Source organism: Helicobacter pylori, assembly GCF_003638305.1.
In the GTDB taxonomy this organism is placed as follows: Bacteria; Campylobacterota; Campylobacteria; order Campylobacterales; family Helicobacteraceae; genus Helicobacter; species Helicobacter pylori_DJ.
Genome location: NZ_MVYP01000011.1, coordinates 1 through 21,416 on the forward strand (window position 1 = coordinate 1; position 21,416 = coordinate 21,416).

At 38.8% G+C, this 21,416-nt stretch carries 20 protein-coding genes and 1 pseudogene; 6 read left to right on the forward strand and 15 right to left on the reverse strand.

Annotated features, from left to right (window positions below; all coding sequences use genetic code 11):
- Nucleotides 1-338: pseudogene (locus tag EAL04_RS05735) on the forward strand (glycosyltransferase family 10 domain-containing protein); the annotation flags it as partial.
- Between the two features lie 13 nt (nt 339-351).
- Here the strand turns inward: EAL04_RS05735 and gdhA are convergent.
- The 3 genes from gdhA to EAL04_RS05750 all read right to left on the reverse strand — a co-directional run bounded on the left by gdhA (nt 352) and on the right by EAL04_RS05750 (nt 3,815).
- Entirely contained in the window at nt 352-1,698 is a 1,347-nt protein-coding gene (gene gdhA / locus EAL04_RS05740) for an NADP-specific glutamate dehydrogenase (protein ID WP_120973915.1), read from the reverse strand.
- A 66-nt stretch (nt 1,699-1,764) separates the two neighbouring features.
- A complete protein-coding gene (prmC, locus tag EAL04_RS05745; protein WP_120973917.1) occupies nt 1,765-2,595 on the reverse strand; it encodes a peptide chain release factor N(5)-glutamine methyltransferase in 831 nt (276 codons plus the stop codon).
- On the reverse strand, nt 2,592-3,815 hold the full coding sequence (locus EAL04_RS05750) for a M48 family metallopeptidase (RefSeq protein WP_120973919.1): 1,224 nt from the start codon (nt 3,813-3,815) through the stop codon (nt 2,592-2,594). The genes prmC and EAL04_RS05750 overlap by 4 nt, the downstream gene beginning before the upstream one ends.
- 180 nt (nt 3,816-3,995) lie before the next feature.
- Between EAL04_RS05750 and EAL04_RS05755 the strand changes: the two genes are divergently transcribed.
- Nucleotides 3,996-4,520, forward strand: a complete 525-nt coding sequence (locus EAL04_RS05755; RefSeq protein ID WP_120973922.1) for a hypothetical protein — start codon at nt 3,996-3,998, stop codon at nt 4,518-4,520.
- A gap of 39 nt (nt 4,521-4,559) precedes the next feature.
- On the opposite strand, the gene EAL04_RS05760 is transcribed toward EAL04_RS05755, so the two are convergent.
- Complete coding sequence (locus EAL04_RS05760; protein ID WP_120973924.1) at nt 4,560-5,306, reverse strand: SPOR domain-containing protein; 747 nt, start codon at nt 5,304-5,306, stop codon at nt 4,560-4,562.
- Nucleotides 5,307-5,513: 207 nt separating this feature from the next.
- On the opposite strand from EAL04_RS05760, the gene zapB reads away from it, so the two are divergent.
- The 3 genes from zapB to EAL04_RS05775 are packed head-to-tail and all read left to right on the forward strand — an operon-like array spanning nt 5,514 to nt 7,834.
- Nucleotides 5,514-5,741 (forward strand): cell division protein ZapB, encoded by a 228-nt coding sequence (gene zapB, locus EAL04_RS05765; protein WP_162982507.1) that lies wholly within the window; start codon nt 5,514-5,516, stop codon nt 5,739-5,741.
- A gap of 12 nt (nt 5,742-5,753) precedes the next feature.
- On the forward strand, nt 5,754-5,990 hold the full coding sequence (locus EAL04_RS05770; RefSeq protein ID WP_108299538.1) for a hypothetical protein: 237 nt from the start codon (nt 5,754-5,756) through the stop codon (nt 5,988-5,990).
- Nucleotides 5,975-7,834 carry a primosomal protein N' gene (locus EAL04_RS05775; RefSeq protein WP_120973928.1) on the forward strand — a complete coding sequence of 620 codons (1,860 nt, stop codon included), beginning with the start codon at nt 5,975-5,977 and terminating at the stop codon, nt 7,832-7,834. The genes EAL04_RS05770 and EAL04_RS05775 overlap by 16 nt, the downstream gene beginning before the upstream one ends.
- A gap of 33 nt (nt 7,835-7,867) precedes the next feature.
- Here the strand turns inward: EAL04_RS05775 and cmoA are convergent, their stop codons facing one another.
- Entirely contained in the window at nt 7,868-8,587 is a 720-nt protein-coding gene (gene cmoA, locus EAL04_RS05780) for a carboxy-S-adenosyl-L-methionine synthase CmoA (protein ID WP_120973930.1), read from the reverse strand.
- Between the two features lie 54 nt (nt 8,588-8,641).
- Complete coding sequence (gene sodB, locus EAL04_RS05785; protein WP_120973932.1) at nt 8,642-9,283, reverse strand: superoxide dismutase [Fe]; 642 nt, start codon at nt 9,281-9,283, stop codon at nt 8,642-8,644.
- A gap of 222 nt (nt 9,284-9,505) precedes the next feature.
- Between sodB and tpx the strand changes: the two genes are divergently transcribed.
- On the forward strand, nt 9,506-10,006 hold the full coding sequence (gene tpx / locus EAL04_RS05790; RefSeq protein WP_078250201.1) for a thiol peroxidase: 501 nt from the start codon (nt 9,506-9,508) through the stop codon (nt 10,004-10,006).
- Between the two features lie 264 nt (nt 10,007-10,270).
- Here tpx and cheW read toward each other — a convergent pair whose 3' ends face one another.
- The 9 genes from cheW to EAL04_RS05835 are packed head-to-tail and all read right to left on the reverse strand — an operon-like array spanning nt 10,271 to nt 21,326.
- Nucleotides 10,271-10,768 (reverse strand): chemotaxis protein CheW, encoded by a 498-nt coding sequence (cheW, locus tag EAL04_RS05795; RefSeq protein ID WP_000070770.1) that lies wholly within the window; start codon nt 10,766-10,768, stop codon nt 10,271-10,273.
- Nucleotides 10,765-13,185, reverse strand: coding sequence for a chemotaxis histidine kinase/response regulator CheAY2 (gene cheAY2 / locus EAL04_RS05800; protein ID WP_120973934.1), 2,421 nt, complete (start codon nt 13,183-13,185; stop codon nt 10,765-10,767). The genes cheW and cheAY2 overlap by 4 nt, the downstream gene beginning before the upstream one ends.
- Nucleotides 13,186-13,240: 55 nt before the next feature.
- A complete protein-coding gene (gene cheV3, locus EAL04_RS05805) occupies nt 13,241-14,176 on the reverse strand; it encodes a chemotaxis protein CheV3 (RefSeq protein WP_064436743.1) in 936 nt (311 codons plus the stop codon).
- Between the two features lies 1 nt (nt 14,177).
- Entirely contained in the window at nt 14,178-14,936 is a 759-nt protein-coding gene (locus EAL04_RS05810; RefSeq protein ID WP_120973937.1) for a UDP-2,3-diacylglucosamine diphosphatase, read from the reverse strand.
- 1 nt (nt 14,937) lies between these two features.
- Nucleotides 14,938-15,606: a YggS family pyridoxal phosphate-dependent enzyme gene (locus tag EAL04_RS05815; RefSeq protein WP_120973939.1), complete on the reverse strand. Its 669-nt coding sequence runs from the start codon at nt 15,604-15,606 to the stop codon at nt 14,938-14,940.
- Between the two features lie 22 nt (nt 15,607-15,628).
- On the reverse strand, nt 15,629-17,479 hold the full coding sequence (locus tag EAL04_RS05820; RefSeq protein ID WP_120973941.1) for a menaquinone biosynthesis decarboxylase: 1,851 nt from the start codon (nt 17,477-17,479) through the stop codon (nt 15,629-15,631).
- Between the two features lie 9 nt (nt 17,480-17,488).
- Nucleotides 17,489-19,063, reverse strand: a complete 1,575-nt coding sequence (gene serA / locus EAL04_RS05825) for a phosphoglycerate dehydrogenase (protein WP_120973943.1) — start codon at nt 19,061-19,063, stop codon at nt 17,489-17,491.
- 15 nt (nt 19,064-19,078) lie between these two features.
- Nucleotides 19,079-19,627: a hypothetical protein gene (locus EAL04_RS05830; protein WP_120973945.1), complete on the reverse strand. Its 549-nt coding sequence runs from the start codon at nt 19,625-19,627 to the stop codon at nt 19,079-19,081.
- Between the two features lie 28 nt (nt 19,628-19,655).
- Nucleotides 19,656-21,326 (reverse strand): 30S ribosomal protein S1, encoded by a 1,671-nt coding sequence (locus tag EAL04_RS05835; protein WP_120973948.1) that lies wholly within the window; start codon nt 21,324-21,326, stop codon nt 19,656-19,658.
- Nucleotides 21,327-21,416: the final 90 nt, after the last annotated feature.

A 21,416-nucleotide genomic window follows, 5' to 3' on the forward strand; every position in this document is an offset into this window, starting at 1 on the left:
ATTTGAGTTTTAAAAAAATCCTAGATTTTTTTAAAACGATTTTAGAAAACGACACGATCTATCACAATAACCCTTTTGTTTTCTATCGTGATTTGCATGAGCCTTTAGCGACTATTGATGATTTGAGAGTTAATTATGATGATTTGAGGGTTAATTATGATGATTTGAGAGTTAATTATGATGATTTGAGGGTTAATTATGAGCGCCTTTTACAAAACGCTTCACCTTTATTAGAACTCTCTCAAAACACCACTTTTAAAATCTATCGCAAAGCTTATCAAAAATCCTTACCTTTGTTGCGCGCTGTAAGGAGATGGGTTAAAAAATTGGGTTTGTAAAATTGGGGGTAAATCAAACCCCTTGCGCTATCATCGCAGACGCCACTTTTCTAAAACCAGCGATATTAGCCCCTAAAACAAAATTAGTAGGATCTTTAAACTCTTTAGCGGTTTGAGAAACATTCTTATAAATCTCTTTCATAATGTGGTGTAATTTCGCATCCACCACTTCAAAACTCCAAGGGTGCATGCTCGCATTTTGCGCCATTTCCAAGCCGCTCACGCTCACCCCCCCAGCATTAGCCGCCTTGCCTATACCATAAGAAATCTTAGCCTGCAAAAACAATTCAATCGCTTCATTGCTTGAGGGCATGTTCGCCCCTTCAGCCACGCATTTACACCCGTTAGAAAGGAGGGTTTTAGCGTCTAAAACGCTCAATTCATTTTCAGTCGCACTAGGAAAAGCCGCAAAACAAGGCACATGCCATATGGCATTCCCTCCTTTGGGGTAATTTTCTGTTGGGGTGTATTTCGCGCTCTTTTTTTCTAAAGCGTATTCTCTGATCCTCCCACGACGGATTTCTTTAATCTCTTTCAAAAGCTCTAAATCAATGCCGTCTTTATCATAAATCATGCCATTAGAATCGCTCGCCGTTACCGGTTTGGCTCCTATTTGAAGCAATTTTTCAATGGTATAAATAGCGACATTGCCGCTCCCAGAAACGCTGCAAACCTTGCCCTCTAAAGAGCTGTTTCTCTCTTGCAGCATTTCTTCCGCAAAATACACGCACCCATAGCCGGTAGCTTCTTTTCTGCACAAGCTCCCCCCATAAGTGAGTCCTTTACCGGTCAATACGCCCTCAAAACGATTGACTAATTTTTTGTATTGCCCAAATAAATAGCCAATCTCTCTTTCACCCACTCCAATATCCCCAGCTGGCACATCAGTCGTGGCTCCAATATGGCGGTATAATTCATTCATAAACGCCTGGCAAAAACGCATGATCTCATGCTCGCTCTTTTCTTTAGGGTCAAAATCGCTCCCCCCCTTAGCGCCCCCCATAGCCAAAGTGGTGAGCGAATTTTTCAACACTTGCTCAAAGCCTAAAAACTTGATCACGCTTTCATTCACGCTAGGGTGGAATCTCAAACCCCCCTTATAAGGGCCAATAGCCGAATTGAATTCAACCCTACACCCCCGATTGACTTGGATTTGATGGTTATCATCTAGCCAACACACCCTAAAAAAAATCTCCCTTTCAGGCTCAACCAAACGCTCTAAAATTGCATGCTTTTCATAGCTTTTATCGCTGTCTAAAAGGGGTTTTAACGAAGTGATAGCTTCATAGACGGCTTGATGGAACTCTTTTTGATAAGGGTATTTTTTCTGTAAAGATTGGAGAATTTTTTCAACATACATGAGCGGCATCCTTTATTGTTTTAAGTGTTTTTATTGTAACACTAAAAGGGTAATTAAATTTTAACCTTATCTTAAAAAATTTTTTAAAACGCCCACAAACCCTCTATCAAAGCCGCTCAAATCCTTGTAAAACTCTGCATCATAACCGCAAAACTCCAAGCATTCTTTCAAGCTTTTTAACTGGTCATACCCCATTTCACAAACCAAAAAAGGGATCTTTAATTTAGCGGCTAAAAAAATGATTTCTTTTAAGATTTCATCGCCTTTAACCCCCCCAAAAAGGGCTTCATGCGGTTCTTTGAGGACGGATTTTTCCAAAGGATAATTTCTAGCGACATAAGGCGGATTAGAGACAAGCATTTGTATCGTTGGCATGCGATCCCAAAGATGCGTTTGTTTTAAAAAAACACGCTCTTTTAAATTAAAGCGTTCAATGTTTTTTAACGCCACTTCTAAAGCGTTGGGTGAAATATCGCTCGCATAAATAGAGAGTTTAAGGTTTTCTAAAGCCAAACTAACGGACACGCATCCGCTCCCTATGCCGATTTCGCCTATTTCTTTTAAGTGGTATTGAGAAATAATATCAAGGGCTTTTTGGACCAAAATCTCGGTTTCAGGCCGTGGGATTAAAACATGCTCATTCACAAAAAAAGAGCGCCCATAAAAATCACAGCTCTTTAATAAATACTCTATGGGGCAGTCATTCAAACGCTTTTCTACCAATTCAAAAAAGTGCACCTCTTCTTCGTGGGTTAATTCCAAATGCTCATGCGTGTGCAAAAAGACCCTCTCTTTTTGCAAGACAAAGCCTAATAAAATTTCAGACTCTAACCCCCCCCTAAAGCCTTTTGGCGATAATCCTTTTTTGGCTTTATTTAGGGCTTGTGAAAGGGTCATTCAATTTTATAATCCAAAGCTTTCAAGCGCTCTAATAGCGGCGGGTGCGTGAAATGCAAGAAAACATAAAAAGGGTGCGAATAGGGGAACGCTTTATTCTCGCTCACAATGGAAACTAACGCTTTGGCTAAAGTCTCTTTAGAGCTTAAACTCGCTCCAAACTTGTCCGCATTGTGTTCGTTCTTTCGGCTAAAAAACCCGATCAAAGGCATAGCGTAAAAGGAAAACACCGGCAAAAACAAGAGTAAAATCGCAATCAAACTCGCTGGCGTTTGCGAGACATTGAAGCCTTCAAAAACCAACGGTGGCAAATGAGCGATCAGAGCAAAAACAAGAGCGAGCAAGCCTCCCATAATCCCTAAACTTTTCAACAAATCCTTATTTTTAAAATGCCCTAATTCATGCCCTAAAATAGCTAAAAGCCCTTCTGTCCCAACTTTAGAGATCAAAGTGTCAAACAACACCACCCGCTTGTTTTTACCCAAGCCCCCAAAATACGCATTCAAACGCCCATCCCTCTTGCTAGCGTCCATCACAAAGATACCTTCAGATTTAAAACCCACCTTATCCATCATGCTCTCAATTTGACTCTCCAAATCCCGGTTATTCAAGGGGGTGAATTGGTTGAAAAGCTGGGCGATTTTAGGGTAAAAAAGATTAGCTAATATCATAAAAACAAACACGATAAAAAACGAGCTAATCTCCCAATGCTCCACATGTTCAATGATCATAATGAGGGTGTAAATCAACAACAACCCCACGCTTAAAGTGAGCAATAACCCCTTGAAAAAATCCTTAAAAAACAACGACAAGCTCACCTTAGAAAAGCCAAATTCCTTATCCAAATGCATGGTGGTGTAGTAGCTAATGGGTAAAGCTAAAACGCTTTGAATCGCTAAAAACAACAAAGCAAACACCAAGTAACCTAGCGTTTCAGAAAGGTTTAAATAATGCGTGAGATCTTCTAAATGCGTCAAACCAAAAAAGACCCAACCAGCAAAGATGATTCCGTCTAAAATTTGAGAAATAATGGATAATTGCATTTTCCTAATGGCATAATTTCCCGCTTCCTCATAATCCTTTTGTGGGAGTAAAATGGGCTTCTCGCAGAGCTTTTGGCGGATAAATTTCAATTGCAAAATATCGCCTACAATGTAAGGAGTCGTAAAAAAGAGCAAATAAAAAATACAAATTATCATATCTATCCATATGTCAAGCACTATTCCAAACTCCTTTCTTCATTAAATTTACCAATAAAAGTGTAGGAATTATAACAATTTTTCAAAAATTTACCATAAAATTAAATAAGTATGGTAGAAAAAAGAGGCTGTTTTTGAGCGTTTTTAATCCAATCATAAAAAGCTGTGTTATCCAACCCGCTATCAACAAAAAGGTTTGTCATGCCCTATTCTTTTAAAAAGCGTTTTTTAATCGTTTATACCCTTTCTACCTTGCTTTTAGTGGGGGTTTTGTTAGCGTTATTTTTCTTTTATGCGAAAAATAACCTTTTGGAAAACACCCAAATACGCATGCAATACACCGCTGATGCGATCGCTAAAAGCCTTTTAGAACTCAATAATGCCTCTTCTTTAGAGCCTTTAAAAATCTTAGAAGAACGATTCAAAGACACCCCCTTTGTTTTGTTGGACGCAGACAACAATGTCAAGTTTTCTAATATTGGGGCGTTTGTAGCCTCTTTTAAAAATGACGCCTTGATCAAAACCCCTTATTTTGCGCTTAAAAAACAGGGCTTTTACCTCACAGACAGCGCCCCAACTAACCGCTTAGGGGTTTCTAAAATCATTATTGCAGAAGAAGAAATTCAAAAAAATTTTATCCCCCTTTATAAAATGATAGGCTATGTGTTTTTGGGCACGAGTTTGTTTGTCGCGCTAATAGCCATGTGGCTTTATAAAATCCAATAAAACTATAAATTTATTTTCAAATAAGGATAGTCAAAACGATTACTTTTCCACCAACACGGACTTATTTTTAAAGCTTTTAGTTGCATTTTCAAGCTGTTTTAGGGCTTCTTCTTTCGTTTTATAAGGGCCAATAAAATAATGCGTGAGAGAGTCTTTTTTCTTTATTTGGTAAGGGAAATTTTTGAGCGTTTGCAAAAAATCCTTACTAGGCATGTTCAAAAAAGCCCCAATTTGCAAATAATACCCTTTAGGGATACTCGCATCTTTTAAGCTGGGTTTTACTAAACTCTTTTTATTCTCGCTTTTAGGCGGCTCTTTTGTTAAGGGCTGGGATTGCTTAATAACAGCTTCTTGCTTATGGGCTTTTTTGATTTTTCTTTTCACCTTTTTGCCTTCTATATAAAAATCATATAAATCATGGATTCTTTGCTTCACATAAGCTTCATAGCAATTCCTATAAATCGGGCTATTTTCAATAGAAGCTTTGGGACTTATTAGCATGACCAACGCCACGCATTCTTCATGGGCGACTTTGAGCCATTCTTCTTCGCTTTGCTCCAGGATTTCTTTGATTTTAGGGAACTCATACTGCGTGCTTTTTCCCATATTGTCTAACATTTTAATCAGATCTTCATAGGCTTGATCGAGCCTTAATTGGATAGGGGGTAAATTTTTGGGCGTATTTTGAACGCTTTTAAGATCCGCTTTTTTGTCCTCTAAACCAACAGCGTTTCTTAAAAAGAGGAAAACCAACAACAGAGTCACTTTTAATATACTTTTTTGCATTCACCACTCCCATGTCAAGCTCTCTATCTTGTTGCTTTATGGTAATCAAAAATAATACTAAATACCGCCATAAGAATTGTTTAAAAACATGGGGTTTTAGTTACTTTAATTTTATAGTAAAAGCCATTACCTTAAGGGGATAGGGGTATTTTGCGATAATTTAATAGCTTTGATATAATAACTTTCAAAAACCATGAAAGGCTTATGATGCAATCTTTAAGTTTGTTAAACCAGTTGGGCGCTAAAATTGATGAATTGATTGAAAAAATCCAAAAACAAGAAGAAGAGTTGAACGCTTTACACCAAGCAAACACCACCCTGAATGCGCAAAATGAAGAAAAAGACATTCAAATCGCTATTTTATACGATGAATTGAGCGCTAAAGATAAGGGCATTCAAGGTCTTTATGACAAAATCTCTGATTTATTGTCATAAACCATTAAAAACATGTCTTTAGAAAACGATAGCTTAGAAATCACTTATTTAGGCAAACGCTATAAAATCTCTCTCAATAACACCTTTAGCGATGAGATGAAATGCACCCTAAAGGAGCGTTTCCATAACCAAGAATTAAACGCTTTAGAGCTTTTAAAGGACTATTTGCATGAAAGTTGTCAAAACGAGTATTTGCATAATGAACTCCAAAAGCTTTTAGAAAAAATCTCATCATGTTCTATCACTTAATCGCTCCTTTAAAAAATAAAACCCCCCCTTTAACTTACTTTTCTAAAGAACGACACCTTAAAGGAGCGTTAGTCAATATCCCTTTAAGGAATAAAACGCTTTTGGGCATCGTCCTTGAAGAAGTTTCAAAACCCTCTTTTGAATGCCTAGAACTAGAAAAAACCCCTTATTTTTTACTCCCTTTTCAAATGGAGCTTGCTATTTTTATCGCTCAATATTACTCGGCTAATCTTTCTTCAGTCTTAAGCCTTTTTACCCCTTTTAAAGAATGCGATTTAGTGGGGTTAGAAAAAATTGAGCCTACTCTTAATGCGTTGAGTCAAACGCAAACCAACGCTTTAAAAGAATTGCAAAAACATCCAGAAAGCTTGCTTTTTGGCGATACGGGCAGCGGGAAAACCGAGATTTATATGCATGCAATCGCTCAAACTTTAGAGCAAAAAAAAAGCGCTTTGTTGTTAGTGCCAGAAATCGCCCTCACCCCTCAAATGCAGCAACGCCTTAAAAAAGTTTTTAAAGAAAATTTAGGCTTGTGGCATAGCAAACTCTCTCAAAATCAAAAAAAGCAATTTTTAGAAAAGCTTTATTCGCAAGAAATCAAATTAGTGGTAGGCACACGAAGCGCGTTGTTTTTACCCCTTAAGGATTTGGGTTTAATCATTGTAGATGAAGAGCATGACTTTTCTTATAAATCCCATCAAAGCCCTATGTATAACGCTAGGGATTTATGCTTGTATTTATCCCATAAATTCCCTATTCAAGTGATCTTAGGCTCTGCTACGCCAAGTTTGAGTAGTTACCAACGCTTTAAAGATAAGGCTTTAGTGCGCTTAAAGGGGCGCTACACCCCCACGCAAAAAAACATTATTTTTGAAAAAACGGAGCGTTTTATCACGCCCAAACTCCTAGAAGCGCTGCAACAAGTGATAGACAAAAACGAGCAAGCCATTATTTTTGTGCCTACAAGGGCTAATTTCAAAACCTTGCTGTGCCAAAATTGTTACAAAAGCGTTCAATGCCCCTTTTGCAGCGTGAATATGAGCTTGCATTTAAAAACCAACAAGCTCATGTGCCATTATTGCCATTTTTCAAGCCCTATCCCTAAAATTTGCAACGCATGCCAAAGCGAAGTTTTAGTGGGTAAAAGGATAGGCACCATGCAAGTGTTGAACGAGTTAGAAAGCCTTTTAGAGGGGGCTAAAATAGCCATTTTGGATAAAGATCACACTAGCACGCCAAAAAAACTCCACAATATTTTAAACGATTTCAACGCTCAAAAAACGAATATCTTAATCGGCACGCAGATGATAAGCAAAGGGCATGATTACGCTAAAGTGAGTTTAGCGGTTGTTTTAGGCATAGACAATATCATTAAATCTAATAGTTATAGGGCTTTAGAAGAAGGCGTGTCGTTACTCTATCAAATCGCTGGGAGGAGCGCTAGGCAAATTTCTGGTCAAGTGTTCATTCAAAGCACCGAAACGGATCTATTAGAAAATTTCTTAGAAGATTATGAAGATTTTTTACAATACGAATTGCAAGAAAGGTGCGAACTCTACCCGCCTTTTTCAAGGCTGTGTTTGTTGGAATTTAAGCATGAAAACGAAGAAAAAGCCCAACAATTGAGCCTAAAAGCCTCTCAAACCCTTTCTTCGTGTTTAGAAAAGGGCGTAACGCTCTCTAATTTCAAAGCCCCTATTGAAAAAATCGCTTCTTCTTACCGCTACCTTATTTTATTGCGTTCCAAAAACCCTTTAAGCCTAGTCAAAAGCGTGCATGCGTTTTTAAAAACCGCCCCCAATATCCCTTGCAGCGTGAACATGGATCCTGTGGATATTTTTTAAAAAACTTAAGTCTTCTATATTATTTTAAAAAACTTAAGTTTTTCTGGCAACTAACAGCGTGAAATTCACCCATTTAAACACCGCTTCCACATGCTTAAACCCCACGCTTTCTAAAAGCGCGATATTTTCTTTCAAGCTATAAGGCACAAGCACATTTTCTAACGCTTCCCTTTTGAAAGCGATTTCATTGTGGCTGTAGCCTTGATTTTGTTTATAAAGGTAGTATAGCTCTATCATTTGCTTGTCTAATATCCGATCTTCGCTCATGATCTTTTCGCCCACCAATAAAACCCCATTCAACGCAAGGCTGTTATAAATCTTTTTGAGCAACACCTCTCTTTGCATGGGGCGGACAAATTGCAACACAAAAAGCAATGAAAACGCACTCGCTTCTTTAAACTCAACCTCTAAAAAATCCATGCATTCAAAACGGACATTGTTAAAATCTTTTAATTTTTCTTGCGCTTTTTTGAGTATGGGCATGGAATTGTCAATCCCTATAAGTTCAATATCTTGTTGGATTTGTTGGTTAAGCACGATGAAAAAGTTCCCGGTAGAACAGCCCAAATCATAAATCAAGGGCTTAACATTGGTATTTTCTTTTAAATTTTGAGCGATAAAATACGCCCCCAGATTCAACATTTCATGATAATAGGGGATGGAGCGCTCCAGCATGTCATCAAAAACATGGGCGACTTTCTCATCAAAGCAAAAGCGTTTGTTTAGGGATTGATTAAACAGAGTGTCTTTCATTCAAAAAAGAAGCGTGGTTTAAAAACCTTTAAACCACTCTATGCAAAATAACGCTTAAGCTTTTTTATGCACCAACTCATTGATGTAGTAATCCACTGAGCCTAAGCCTTCTTTTTTCGCCCATTCATAGCATTGAGAAACAAAATGCCAATTGATATGCCCATAGAATTTTTCCAAATACACAGGGCGTGCGTTTTTATGATCAATGTAATAAGCATGCTCCCACACATCCACCACTAAAAGCGGCACTTTTTTATCCGTGACTGGGGTTTGAGCGTTGCTCGTTTGAATGATTTCAATTTTTTGAGTGTCTAAATTATACGCTGCCCAATTCCAACCAGAGCCAAACAAAGTGGTCGCACTCTTAATGAAGTCTTCTTTAAATTTTTCCAACGATCCGAAATCTTTTTCTAAAGCCCCTTTTAACTCATCGCTTAAAGCAGTCGCTTTGGGGCTTAGGCAATCCCAATAAAAATCGTGGTTATAAATTTGAGCGGCGTTATTAAACACGCCTCCGCTAGACTTTGTCAAAATAGCGAACAAAGAACTTTTCTCAAACTCCGTGCCTTTGATGAGATTATTCAAATTATTCACATAAGTTTGATGGTGTTTCCCATGGTGGAAATCAAACGCCATAGGGCTTAAAAAATCTCCCATGCTGTCTTTAGCAAAAGGCAACTCTCGTAATGTAAACATGTTTTCTCCTTGTGATTAGATAGCCGTATTGTAATCATTTTTTAATACTTTTTGGTAAATCTTTTCTTAAAAATGGATCGTTATGCAAATTTTGTAGATTTTAAGGGGTTTTTTAAAATGAAAACGACTTTTTAAACAAATTCTTTTTAAATTTTTTAAAAGTTAATTTTAATTGACTATTATTCTAACGCAATATAGCAATTCATTAGAAAGGATTTAACCATGCAAAAAGTTACTTTTAAAGAAGAAACATACCAATTAGAAGGGAAAGCCTTGAAAGTGGGCGATAAAGCCCCTGATGTGAAATTGGTCAATGGCGATTTGCAAGAAGTCAATTTGTTGAAGCAAGGCGTGCGTTTTCAAGTCGTTAGCACGCTTCCTAGTTTAACCGGATCGGTTTGCTTGCTCCAAGCCAAACACTTCAATGAGCAAGCCGGCAAACTGCCTTCTGTGAGTTTTAGCGTTATTTCTATGGACTTGCCTTTTTCTCAAGGGCAAATTTGCGGCGCTGAAGGCATTAAGGACTTAAGAATTTTAAGCGATTTTAGGTATAAGGCTTTTGGGGAAAATTACGGCGTGCTGTTGGGCAAAGGCTCTTTTCAAGGCTTACTCGCTCGATCGGTGTTTGTTCTTGATGATAAGGGAGTGGTTATCTATAAAGAAATCGTTCAAAACATTTTAGAAGAGCCCAATTATGAAGCGCTTTTAAAAGTGTTGAAATAGGAAAATTAAAAGGAGGGGGCTACAATTTAGTGAATCTCAACGCAAAAAGCCCCACTTGTTAAAAAGCGTTGGTGATAAAAACTAAAAAATGAGAAGTTCTTTTTAATCCACTTAAAAAATTTTCACGCTATTTTTAAAAGAAAAGATTGAAAAAGACTCTGTTATCAATCAAACATTAACGCTTGATTAAAATCAAGCTTTTAATGGAACAAGTCTTTCTCAAAACCCATAAGGGTTTGATAGAATTTTGATAGAATAAGGTTTTTAGAAGTCTTTTTTTAAGATTTCTTCCACTCTTAAAATGGTTACGAGTCTGTCGTTTTGTTTCCCAATGCCATAAGTTAGATTGTTGTTATCGCTCAAAGTCTCTGGCACCGGGTCAATATCCGTTTGCTTGATGCGAATGGCTTCAGTCAAGCGATCAATGAAAAACCCAGCGATCTGATCGTTATGACGCACCACCAAATAACGAGTGTCTTTGTTTTGCTTTTCCGCTTTCAAGCCAAACTTTAAACGCAGGCTAATCAACGGGAAGACATTACCCCTTAAATTGAACACGCCAAGCACATAGTTTGGGGTTTCAGGGACTCGTGTGTAACCAATGGGTTTGACGATCTCTAGAATGTTCAAAATAGGAATGGCGTATTCTTCATCGCCAATAATAAAGCCAATGAATTGCAAAATTTCTTCATTGTCTTCTTGTTTAGAGCCTACACTAGCTTCTTTTTGTCTTTCAAATAAATCTTTCAATTGATTGCTCACGATTGGTCTCCTTCTAATTTAATACTGCGCTTCACTACGGTGGTTAAATACTCACCGCTATAAGGTTTGGTGATGTATTCAGTCATGCCGGATTCAACGCCACGCATCCTGTCGGTTTTAGTTACCCGACTGGTTACTGCAATCAAAGGCAGGTTTTTGAATTTATTGTATTTACGCACTTCAGAAGCGAAAGTGTAGCCATCCATTTTAGGCATTTCAATATCCACTAAAATAGCGTCCGGAATCTTATCGCCATTTTTAAGCATTTCTAAGCCCTCTAACCCGTTAGTGGCCTCTAAAAGCGTGATGCCTAATGGTTTTAAACATTTGCGGATAATCGCTCTGTCCGTGCTGCTGTCATCAATCGCTAAGACGACATAATCGCTAGGGGAATTTTTGCTCTTCGTGTTTTCTGATTCATTCATCAAATTAGTGATATTGACTTTGATGCTTTTTGCCATATCCATCATCGCCCCCACATCTACAATGAGAGTGATTTTCCCATCGCCTCTCACCGTAGCGCCAGCAATGCCTCTAGTGTTTTTAAGGTAGTAGCCTAAAGATTTGATGACCACTTCTTCTTGACCGATCAAATAATCCACGATCACGCCAATTTTTTGATCAGCCAAGCCAATGATAACCACATACACATCTGAGTTGGATTCCAAAATAGCATCCACTTTAAAAATATCAGAAAGGCGCACCAAAGAAAGCACCTCATCTCTCAAACGCAACACGCTTTTGCCATCAACGGTGTAAATTTCATCCTGGCTGATGCGCACGGTTTCTAACACTGAAGAAAGCGGGATAGCGTAATATTCTTCTTGAACGCCCACGAGTAAAGCTTGAATGATAGCTAAAGTGAGAGGGATTTTAAGCTTTTGGGTCGTGCCTATCCCCACTTCTGAATCAATTTCAATGATCCCATTGAGCTTTTCAATATTGGTTTTCACCACATCCATGCCCACGCCTCTGCCTGAAACATTGGAAACGACTTTTGCGGTAGAAAAGCCTGGCTTGAAGATGAGGTTAAACGCTTCCCTATTGCTCATGCTTTCAGCGTCTCTTTCGCTAATCACCCCTTTTTCAATCGCTTTTTCTTTAAGCATCACAGGATCTAACCCCTTGCCATCATCAGAGATTTTAATCACAATGTGATTGCCCTCATTATACGCGCTCAATTGCACTTTACCGGTTTCAGGCTTGTTAAGCCTTCTTCTTTCTTCTAAAGGCTCAATCCCATGATCGCATGAGTTGCGGATAATGTGGATGAGCGGATCGCCAATCTCTTCTACAATGGATTTATCAAGCTCGGTTTCTTCGCCCTCAATGATTAATTCAATGCTCTTTCCTAATTCCCGGCTCAAATCCCTTACCATGCGAGGGAATTTATTGAACACCTTGCCCACTGGTTGCATCCGGGTTTTCATCACCGCAAGCTGCAAGTCTGTCGTTACCGCTGAAATAGAAGAGACTACCTGGTTTAATTCCTCTAAAAATTTTTCCCCATCATAGCGTTCTTCCACATCGCCATAAATCCTGATCAAGCGATTCTTGCCCAACACAAGCTCACCGATTAGATTCATCAAGTGATCCAAGCGGCGCACATCCACCCTAACGGTTTGCTCCACGCCAATAGAGGGGGCTTTATTTTCTTCAGTATCTGCTTTAGTTTTAGCTTTAGTTTCTGTTTTAGGGGCTTTGGGGATTTCTGTTTTGGGGGGTTCTTTTGTTGAGGTAACTTCTTGTTTAGGCTTGGCTTGATCTTCTTGTTTTTTTTGGGCTCTTCGTTCTTTATCGGCCTCTTGGCGCTTGTTAAGCAGGCGTTCAATTTCCGCTTCCACTTCTTCAGCGCTCATGTTAGCATAATCCAAATCCGGCTCATCGGCTAGCGGGTTATCGCTTGCGGGATTTTCTGCAGTAGGGGTTTTATTTGCTTTAATTTCTTCTTTCGCTTTTTCTTTAACTTCTTCTTTTGGGGCTTCTTTAGCCCCTGAAGTTTCTTTAGCACCCTCTAAATTTTGGCTTGTAATGGCTTGAAGCTGTTTGACCGCTTCTTCAATCTCATTTTCCTTGCCGTTATTGGTATCTGATCCGGTATCTCTAATCGTTACGAGTAAGGTTTTCATCAAATCAATGGAGCGCAACACGACATCCATAATATCCGGCGTGATTTTGATTTCGCCCTTTCTGGCGCGATTTAAGACATCTTCCATGTTGTGCGTGAGGTGCGTGAGGATATTAAGATTCAAAAACGAGCTAGAGCCTTTAATGGTGTGAGCGACTCTAAAAATGCGATTGAGCAAGTCCAAATCTTCAGGGTTATGCTCCAATTCCACTAAATCCTGATCCAACTGCTCGTTCATTTCAAAGGCTTCAATCAAGAAGTCTTCCATTATTTCTTGCAAATCATCCATTTAAAACCCTTTTTAGCGTTTGAGATAAGAGTATTTTACAATTTTATGAAAAGAATTACGCATTCTTGTCTAAAATCTTAGAAATTTCTTCGGTGAATTTCTCTGCGTCAAACTTGACTAAATACGCTACTGCCCCCATTTCTTTAGCCCTTTCAGCGCTGTAATTATCGCAAATAGAAGAATTAAAAATCACAGGAATATAAGCAAACCTAGGATCTTTTTGGAGCTTGAATAAGAAATGATAGCCATCCATTTTAGGCATTTCAACATCTGAAATAATGAATTTCAAATGTTTCCTCAAATCGTCCCCGTATTTTTTGAATAACATTTCTAATTTGTTCAGCCCGTCTTCCCCATCCACAGCTTCCGTGATGCTAAAACCCAATTTACTCAAATGGTTTTTTAAGGTTTTTCTTGCGGTCTTGCTATCGTCTAAAAACAACACTTCGCCTTCAAAACGCTCTTTAGGGGTGTCTTTGGTGTTTTTGGCGTCTTCATTAAGTTTTAAATCGTCTAAAATGCTCTCTAAATCCAAAATAAGCAGGGTTTTGTCGTTTTCAATGCGCGTGGTGCCGGTGATATTTTCTTTATTGATGCTATTAGAAGCGCTAAAGGATGCAGGCTCCACATCTTTCCAGCTAATGCGCCTGATACGCCTAGCCGAATGGACTAAAAAGCCCATTTTAACATTGTTAAATTCAGTGATAATGACGATTCTTTCGTTTTCCTTGCTTTTATCCGGGACAATCCCTATCCATTTGGCCAAATCAATAAGCGGAATGATCGTGGAGCGCAAATCAAACACGCCGATAATGTAATCTAGATTAGTGGGGTATTCAAAAAGGGTGGGCATGGGGATGATTTCTTGGACTTTAGCCACATTAATGCCATAAATCCCCTCATAAGGGACGCCCTCTTGCATGCCATAAATACGAAAATCCACGAGTTCTATCTCACTCAATTTTAAATCGTTAGCTGTTTTTTCTGCCATGTTAGGCGTCCTTATCTTGAGATGGTTCTAAAAGGCTTGATGATACCTTAAAAAGGCTTTGTTCGTAATAAAAGGAAGGCAGTGGGCAGTAAATAGGCGCGCTTGAATGGATTTTTGCACCGCTTTTGAGATGAAAATGCCCCTCTATAATGCCATCAATCCTACCAATGTTAAGATCTTTAATGTAGTTTTGATAGGCTTTTAGGCGCTTTTCAATAAAAGATTGCAATTCTTTTGGATCTAATTCCCAAAGGCGGATGGGCTTTTGATAGATGAGTTTTTTCAAAAAAGGGTATAAGGTTTTAAAGCTCGCAAGATTTAAAAAAGTTAGAAAAAATCTAGCCCAAGTGGAAGTGAGTTGCGTGATGTAAAATTCATACGCTTTAGTAATGAATAAATCCCCATGGGCTAGCAAAAAGCGTTTGTTATCGTATTGGAATAATACGGGCTGGTTTTGGCGCTCAAAAACTACCACTTTGGAATTGAATACAAAACGCATGGAAAAATCATGATTGCCTTCAAAATAAAAGACTTGTGAAATTTCGCTTAAAGCGTTGATGAGATCAATGATTTTTTGTTGCTCTTTATCTAGGGGTAAATAGCCCACAAGCGCATGGAAAATATCGCCCATGAAAAAGACTTGTGGGGGTTTGGCGCTTAAAAGTTCTTTAAGCGTATGGATTAAATGAGGGCTTTTAGGCAAAAAATGCGCATCAGAGATGAAAACAGCCCCATTTTTAAGCACATAAGTTTCTAACATCTTACTCTTTAAACAAAAAAGAGCCAATCCTTAAAAGATTCGCCCCGCAAGCAATCGCTAATTCAAAATCACAACTCATGCCCATTGAAAGAACGCTCGCATTTTTTATTTGGTCAAAAAGCTTTTTGGTGGTGATAAAGGATTTTTCAATTTTTTTTTCATCATCAGCATGAGCCCCTATACACATCAACCCCTTAAGTTTGAGGCGCTTGCAAGTTTCACTGATTTGAGAATAAATTTCTAGCGCTTCTTCAGGCACCACCCCGCTTTTACTTTCCTCATACGCGCTATTAACCTGTAAAAGAGCGTTTAAATTGACGCCCAATATTTCGCAACGCTTTTCTATTTTCAAAGCGAGTTTTAAAGAGTCTAAAGAATGCAAAAGGGCGGGTTTTAAACTCAAAAGCGCATTGATTTTATTTTCTTGTAAAGAGCCTATCATGTGCCATTCAAGGGGCAAATGCTCTAAAGAATGCATTTTAGTTTTTAAATCTTGAACTTTATTTTCTCCAAAAGCCCTTTGAGAGCAGTTGTAGTAATGTTGGATAGCTTCTAAGGAAGCGTTTTTTGAAACAGCCACGATTTTGACAATATGATGCCTTGAATAGGCGGTGCGAGCCTTTTCTATTTTGGTGATGAGAGTATCAATCCTTTGGCGATAATCTAACATAATTCTTCTTTATGGCTATTCTTTATAGATCTTCTTTGTGCGTGCTGAAAGAATGCGTGAGATGGAATTTTTGATTTAAAGTTTCAAAATCTTTTAAAAGCCCTTTCTTTTTCAAATTTTCTATGACTTCCATGGAGCAATTGGTTTCGGTGGGCCATTCTCTAAAATGTTTATCCATAACGCCCTTATTGGTAGCGTCTATAAAAAAACAATGTTTAGAGATGAGGATATCACGCTTAGCGTCAATATTATTAACGATGCGCCATAACAGCATGTAAGGGTTGTTTAAATCGTTGCTGGTATGCTCTACAAAGATGACAATGCGTAAATGCTCTTCAAAACCGAGCAAGTTTTTAGCCAATTCAATGACGCTTTTGTCTTTCTTTTCCACGCTAATGACGCAAATGGGGTTACGAGTGTGCGGGTAATATTGCTTCAAAAGAACGATATTTTGCATTTTATCTTGTAAAAGCGCTAATAAGGCGTTATCGTTTAAAAGCGTGGGGTGGGGGGTATTGCTTTTAGAAGTCGCATCAATACCGAGTTTCCCTCCCATAGCGTATTCAGGGCTTGCATGATCTAGTGCGTCGCACACGCCTTGAGAGATGAGCGCGTTTTCTTTAGAAAAATTCTCTAATATATACTCAATGATAGCGTTGGTGTCTCTTAGATTAGGAGCGTCTTCATTGACAAAAATCGCATGTTTGACAAAACTCATCTGCCCCACACCCCAAAAAGCATGCATGACTTGCTTGGCATGAGCGTTATAGCATGTGTGTATTTTGGCTAAAATCAAATTATGAAACACCCCATTTTCTGGCATGTAATAATCTATGAGATTGGGGGCGTTCATTTGAAGTAAAGGCAAGAACAAGCGTTCAGTCAAATACCCCATGTATTTGTCTTCTAAAGGAGGCTTACCTACCACAGTGGCTAAGTAAATGGAATCTTTTTTATAGCTAATGGTTTTGACTTCTAAAACAGGGTAAGGCTCAATAGGGGTGTAATAGCCAGTGTGATCCCCAAAAGGCCCTTCAAGCTCTAATTTCTCGCAATCCACAAACCCTTCTATCACAATATCGCAATCGCTTGGCACGCTCAAAGGATTGCTCAAGCATGGCATCACGCGCGCTTTTTTTCCTCTCATAAACCCATAGAGCATGAGTTCATAAACCCCATAAGGTAAGGGGGCTGTCGCGCACCATGTATAGAGCAAATCCCCACCAATAGCGATACTGACGGGCATTTTGACTTTAGCCTTAGCGTATTCGTGGAAAAAGAGTTGGGAGTCTTTATGGATTTGCCAGTGCAAGCCTAAATGGTTTTTATCATAAACTTGCAAACGATACATGCCCAAATTCTTTTTTTTATGATCCAGGCTTTGGGTATAGACTTGCCCCATAGTGATAAAAGCCCCGCCATCTTTTTCCCAAGTTTTTAAAACGGGCAGATCCCACAAATTGACTTCTTTGTCTTGCTTGATGATGAGATCTTTAGGGCGAGTGGTTTTTTTAGGGAAAATGTGTCTTAAATCCCATAAATCTTTTAAAACTTTCAAACCCTCAGTGAAATTTTTAGGAGTACTAAAGTGTAAGAAAGTTTGCATGCGTTGTTGCAGGCTTTCTATAGGGGTTTTTAATAAAAGATTTAAGCGCTTGAAAGAGCCAAAAGCGTTCATCAAAACAGGCATGTCAAAGGTTTTGATTTGGTTATGCTCTTTTCTTATGGGTTGCGTGAATAAAAGGGCTTTGCCTCCATTAGGCTTTTTCGCTTCTATATACGCCAGATGAGCGATTTCTAAATCCACTTCAAGGGGGGTGTCAATGATCTCTAATTCATCATGTTTTTTTAAAAGCTTTAAAAAATCTCGCATCCAACTACCTTAAATAACCACATAATGAACGCTTAAGCATGCAGGAATGTTTTTAAGCTCTTCTAAAACTTCCAAAGAAACTTCTTCATCTACAATAATGAGCGCTAAGGCTTCTTTTTGCGTGTTGCGCCCCAAACGAAAATCAGCGATATTAATGCCATGCCTAGCGAACGCATTCCCCACACTCCCAATAACGCCTGGAATATCCGTATTCCTAAATAGAAGCATTTTACCCTTTGGCTCTATATCAATATGGAATCCATCAATTTCAGTGAGTTTTAAAATATCTTCTTCAAACACCGTGCCGCTCACGCTGATCGCGCCATTAGCCGCATTTAAAGTTAAAGAGAGCATGTTTTTATAGGGCGAAGCGCTTTCTTTAAGGCTAACCTTAATCTCAATGCCTCTTTCTTTAGCCACAAAGGGAGCGTTAATGTAATTGATTTTATCCCCTACAACAGGTTTTAACACCCCCACTAACATGAAAGCTACAAGGGCGTCTTTGAATTGGTTGATCTCCCCACAAAGACTGAGTTCAATCTTTTGGCACACGCCCTTATGGATTTGACTGGAAAAATAACCCAATTTTTGCGCTAAATTCAAGTAAGCTTTAGCGCTTGCATCAAAAGCTTGCATGGGTAAATTCAGAGCATGCGGGTGGCTTGAACCCCTTAAAGACTCCATAACCCCTTGAGCGGCTTGTTTGGAAATTTCTTCTTGGGACTCTAAAGTGTTCGCGCCAATATGGGGGGTCGCATACACATTAGGCAAGTCTAAAAGCTTGTTGTGAATACCAGGCTCTTTAGAAAAGACATCAATGCCAAGCCAACGCACTTTTTTGGTTTCTAAAGCCTCATAAAGAGCGTCTTCATTATAAAGCCCACCTCTAGCGCAATTGATCAAAATAACCCCTTTTTTCATGCGTTCAATCTCTTTAGCGCCTATCATGTTAATGGTTTCTTTATTTTTAGGGGTGTGGATAGTGATCATGTCGCATTGCAAAATGTCTTCAAAATTTTTCGTGTAAATGACCCCTAAATCAGTGGCTTTTGAAGAAGGGATATAAGGATCATAGGCTAAAACTTCCATTTCAAAAGCTTTTGCCCTAATGCCCACCCTAGAGCCAATATTCCCAAAACCGATAATGCCCAGCTTTTTATTTTTCAATTCCGTGCCATACCAATCTTCTCTTTTCCATAGCCGTTGGTGTTTGATTTGATCGTTCGCGCAAGGGAACGAGCGCACCGCATTGATCAAATGCGCCATGGTCAATTCCACAGCGGCAATCGTGTTAGCGGTAGGGATATTCATCACGACAATGCCTTTTTGAGAGCAGCTTTCTAAATCAATATTATCCACTCCCACGCCCGCTCTCACGATGGATTTTAAATTAGTTAAGGGCTTTAAAAAATCGCTTGTGATAGGGGTCATGCTGCGAGTGATGAGCACATCCATGGGGATGAGTTTTTCTAAAAGCTCCTTTTTGGGGCATTTGGAATAATCATGCAAGACAATGTCTTTTTGAGCTTCTAAAATTTGAATGCCTTTAGCATGGATGGGGTCGCAAATGGCTACTTGATACATTTTTATCCTTTGAATTTAAAAAACAGCATGATAGCGTATTTTATAATAGTCTAAATCAGCCAGCAAGCGTTCTTTTTTGTTTTCATCTAAATAGATGATGAGATTGGATTGGTTTTTGGTGCTATCGTAAGCGTAATCAATTTGTTCTTTTTTGAGAATTTCTTTTAAACACCACCATTGATAGTCCTTTAAATCCTTAATGATAAGCTTTGAATACTCCCTTTTTTTTTCTTCAAAAGGGATTTCAAAATGATGCTCTATAACAGGGTAATTGATAGATTCTTGTGCATCAAGGTTTTGAGAAAGGGCGTTATTGCGATCTTCTTCGTTATGGAGAGCTTTTTCATTGTGAGAGATTTCACTAAGGCTATTTCCTTCTAGGTTGATGTCGTGGCTTTTTTCATCCGTTTGAGAGAGGCCTTCATTGATTTGAGAGATCGCATGTGTTTGAGAGATCGTATGAGAAGTAGCGGACATTTCTTTTTTAACGCTTAAAAACAAATAGGCTAAAACGCCAAGAGCGACAGCTAGGGAAATAAAAGCAACAACACCCTTAAATCTCATGCCACTCTCATGCTTTTAAAATCACTCTTTAGAGTTTTTCTTTAAGAATATCCCCTAAAGTCATTTTATCATCGCTCGTGTTAAAAGCTTGCAATTCTTCTTTTTCTTTTTTACGCTCTAACCTATGCACAGAAGCGCGCACCTTGTTGTTAGATTTTTCAATCGCAACAACCACGCATGTGATTTCTTGCCCTATTTTGATTTCATCTTTTTTCAAGGGGTTCAAATCTTCATTTTTGATCAGCACATCAATGCCATCAGCATGAATGAAGACACCAAAATCCTTGATACTCACCACTTTGCCTTGAATCACGCTGTCTGTTTTATGCTTTTGAGCGAATTCTTCTGTAGGGGAAGTAACCAAGTGCTTCGCACTCAAAGAAATCTTTTTATCTTTTTTGTTGATTTTAAGGATTTTCACTTTGATCACATCGCCAATTTTATAGTGGTCTTTGCATTTTTTATCTTTATCCCAAAAAGCGTCGTGATTGTGGAGCAAACCATCCACCCCACCCAGATTCAAAAACGCCCCAAAATCCGTTAAAGTCGCCACTTTGCCTTCTACAATATCCCCCACTTGGTGTTTGGATTCAAAAACATCAAAAGGCCTATTAGTGAGTTGTTTTAAAGAAACCCTTAAGCGGCGGTTTTTAGGATCAATGTCAATGATCTTCACATCAATCTCTTGCCCCACGCTCAAATAGTTGTTAGGGTGGCTGACATTTTTATCCCAAGAGATTTCAGAAACATGCAAAAAGCCTTCAATATCATTACCAATATCCACAAACACCCCGTAATGTTCAATATTGCTCACCACCACCTTAATGGCGTATCCGGGTTTTAGCTTGTCTTGGATCTCTTCCCATGGGTCTTCTATGGTCGCTTTTATAGAGAGTGAAAGGCGTCTTTTTTCCTCATCATAAGCGATGGCTTTGACATAGACTTCATCGCCTTCTTTGTAGTATTTCTCAGGGTTGACTGGCCCTTTATGGCTGATTTCAGAATAATGGACCAAGCCCTCAATCCCTTTAACTTCTACAAAAATACCAAAAGGGGTGATCTGGCGCACAACCCCTAATACCGGCTCTGTGGCTTCTAACAATTCTTTAGAAACTTCAAGCTGTTGTTTGTCATTGACTTCAAAGAATCGTTTGCGAGAAATATTGATAGAGTGGTTTTCCTTATCCACACGAATGATGCATGCTTTAATGCGTTTGCCGATATGGTTTGCGTCATTCTTTAAAGAAGAGTGCGAGCGGGAGAGGAAATACTCCACGCCTTGAGACTCCACGATATAACCTCCTTTATTCTTGCCTACGATCTTGCCCTCAATAATGGCGTTTTCATAGTTTTCGCCCAATTCTTCAATTTTAGCCTGAATCTTTTGTTGGGAAATGGCCTTTTTGTAGGAAACGCTAGGGTGTTCACCTCTTTCAGACACATGCACGATAATGGGGTCATTTTTTTGATACAACAATTGCCCCTTTTCATCGGTGATCTCACTCAAAGCCAAACGACCTTCTGTCTTACCGCCCACGCTCACCATGGCATAACCATCATTCTCATTGATGGAAACGATTAACCCTTCTTTGATAGTACCTTTTTCTAGAGTTTCTTCTTTTTCTAATTCTTTTTTAAAGAGTTTTGCGAAGTTTTCCTCCTCGTCATTAAAGTTCTGATCATCTGCTATCTTGCTCATTGACTGCCTTACTATAAAATAAATATAAAATCCTCAAGGGGATTGTATCCTTTTTTGGCTTACAAAATCGTTTAAAAATTAACAATTAGC

What these genes read in the sequence shown, in the direction of transcription:
- gdhA (WP_120973915.1), bottom strand. Translation starts at nt 1,698, where the DNA reads ATGTATGTTGAAAAAATTCTCCAATCTTTACAGAAAAAATACCCTTAT.
- prmC (WP_120973917.1), bottom strand. Translation starts at nt 2,595, where the DNA reads ATGACCCTTTCACAAGCCCTAAATAAAGCCAAAAAAGGATTATCGCCA.
- EAL04_RS05755 (WP_120973922.1), top strand. Translation starts at nt 3,996, where the DNA reads ATGCCCTATTCTTTTAAAAAGCGTTTTTTAATCGTTTATACCCTTTCT.
- EAL04_RS05760 (WP_120973924.1), bottom strand. Translation starts at nt 5,306, where the DNA reads ATGCAAAAAAGTATATTAAAAGTGACTCTGTTGTTGGTTTTCCTCTTT.
- zapB (WP_162982507.1), top strand. Translation starts at nt 5,514, where the DNA reads ATGCAATCTTTAAGTTTGTTAAACCAGTTGGGCGCTAAAATTGATGAA.
- EAL04_RS05770 (WP_108299538.1), top strand. Translation starts at nt 5,754, where the DNA reads ATGTCTTTAGAAAACGATAGCTTAGAAATCACTTATTTAGGCAAACGC.
- EAL04_RS05775 (WP_120973928.1), top strand. Translation starts at nt 5,975, where the DNA reads ATGTTCTATCACTTAATCGCTCCTTTAAAAAATAAAACCCCCCCTTTA.
- cmoA (WP_120973930.1), bottom strand. Translation starts at nt 8,587, where the DNA reads ATGAAAGACACTCTGTTTAATCAATCCCTAAACAAACGCTTTTGCTTT.
- sodB (WP_120973932.1), bottom strand. Translation starts at nt 9,283, where the DNA reads ATGTTTACATTACGAGAGTTGCCTTTTGCTAAAGACAGCATGGGAGAT.
- tpx (WP_078250201.1), top strand. Translation starts at nt 9,506, where the DNA reads ATGCAAAAAGTTACTTTTAAAGAAGAAACATACCAATTAGAAGGGAAA.
- cheAY2 (WP_120973934.1), bottom strand. Translation starts at nt 13,185, where the DNA reads ATGGATGATTTGCAAGAAATAATGGAAGACTTCTTGATTGAAGCCTTT.
- cheV3 (WP_064436743.1), bottom strand. Translation starts at nt 14,176, where the DNA reads ATGGCAGAAAAAACAGCTAACGATTTAAAATTGAGTGAGATAGAACTC.
- EAL04_RS05810 (WP_120973937.1), bottom strand. Translation starts at nt 14,936, where the DNA reads ATGTTAGAAACTTATGTGCTTAAAAATGGGGCTGTTTTCATCTCTGAT.
- EAL04_RS05815 (WP_120973939.1), bottom strand. Translation starts at nt 15,606, where the DNA reads ATGTTAGATTATCGCCAAAGGATTGATACTCTCATCACCAAAATAGAA.
- EAL04_RS05820 (WP_120973941.1), bottom strand. Translation starts at nt 17,479, where the DNA reads ATGCGAGATTTTTTAAAGCTTTTAAAAAAACATGATGAATTAGAGATC.
- serA (WP_120973943.1), bottom strand. Translation starts at nt 19,063, where the DNA reads ATGTATCAAGTAGCCATTTGCGACCCCATCCATGCTAAAGGCATTCAA.
- EAL04_RS05830 (WP_120973945.1), bottom strand. Translation starts at nt 19,627, where the DNA reads ATGAGATTTAAGGGTGTTGTTGCTTTTATTTCCCTAGCTGTCGCTCTT.
- EAL04_RS05835 (WP_120973948.1), bottom strand. Translation starts at nt 21,326, where the DNA reads ATGAGCAAGATAGCAGATGATCAGAACTTTAATGACGAGGAGGAAAAC.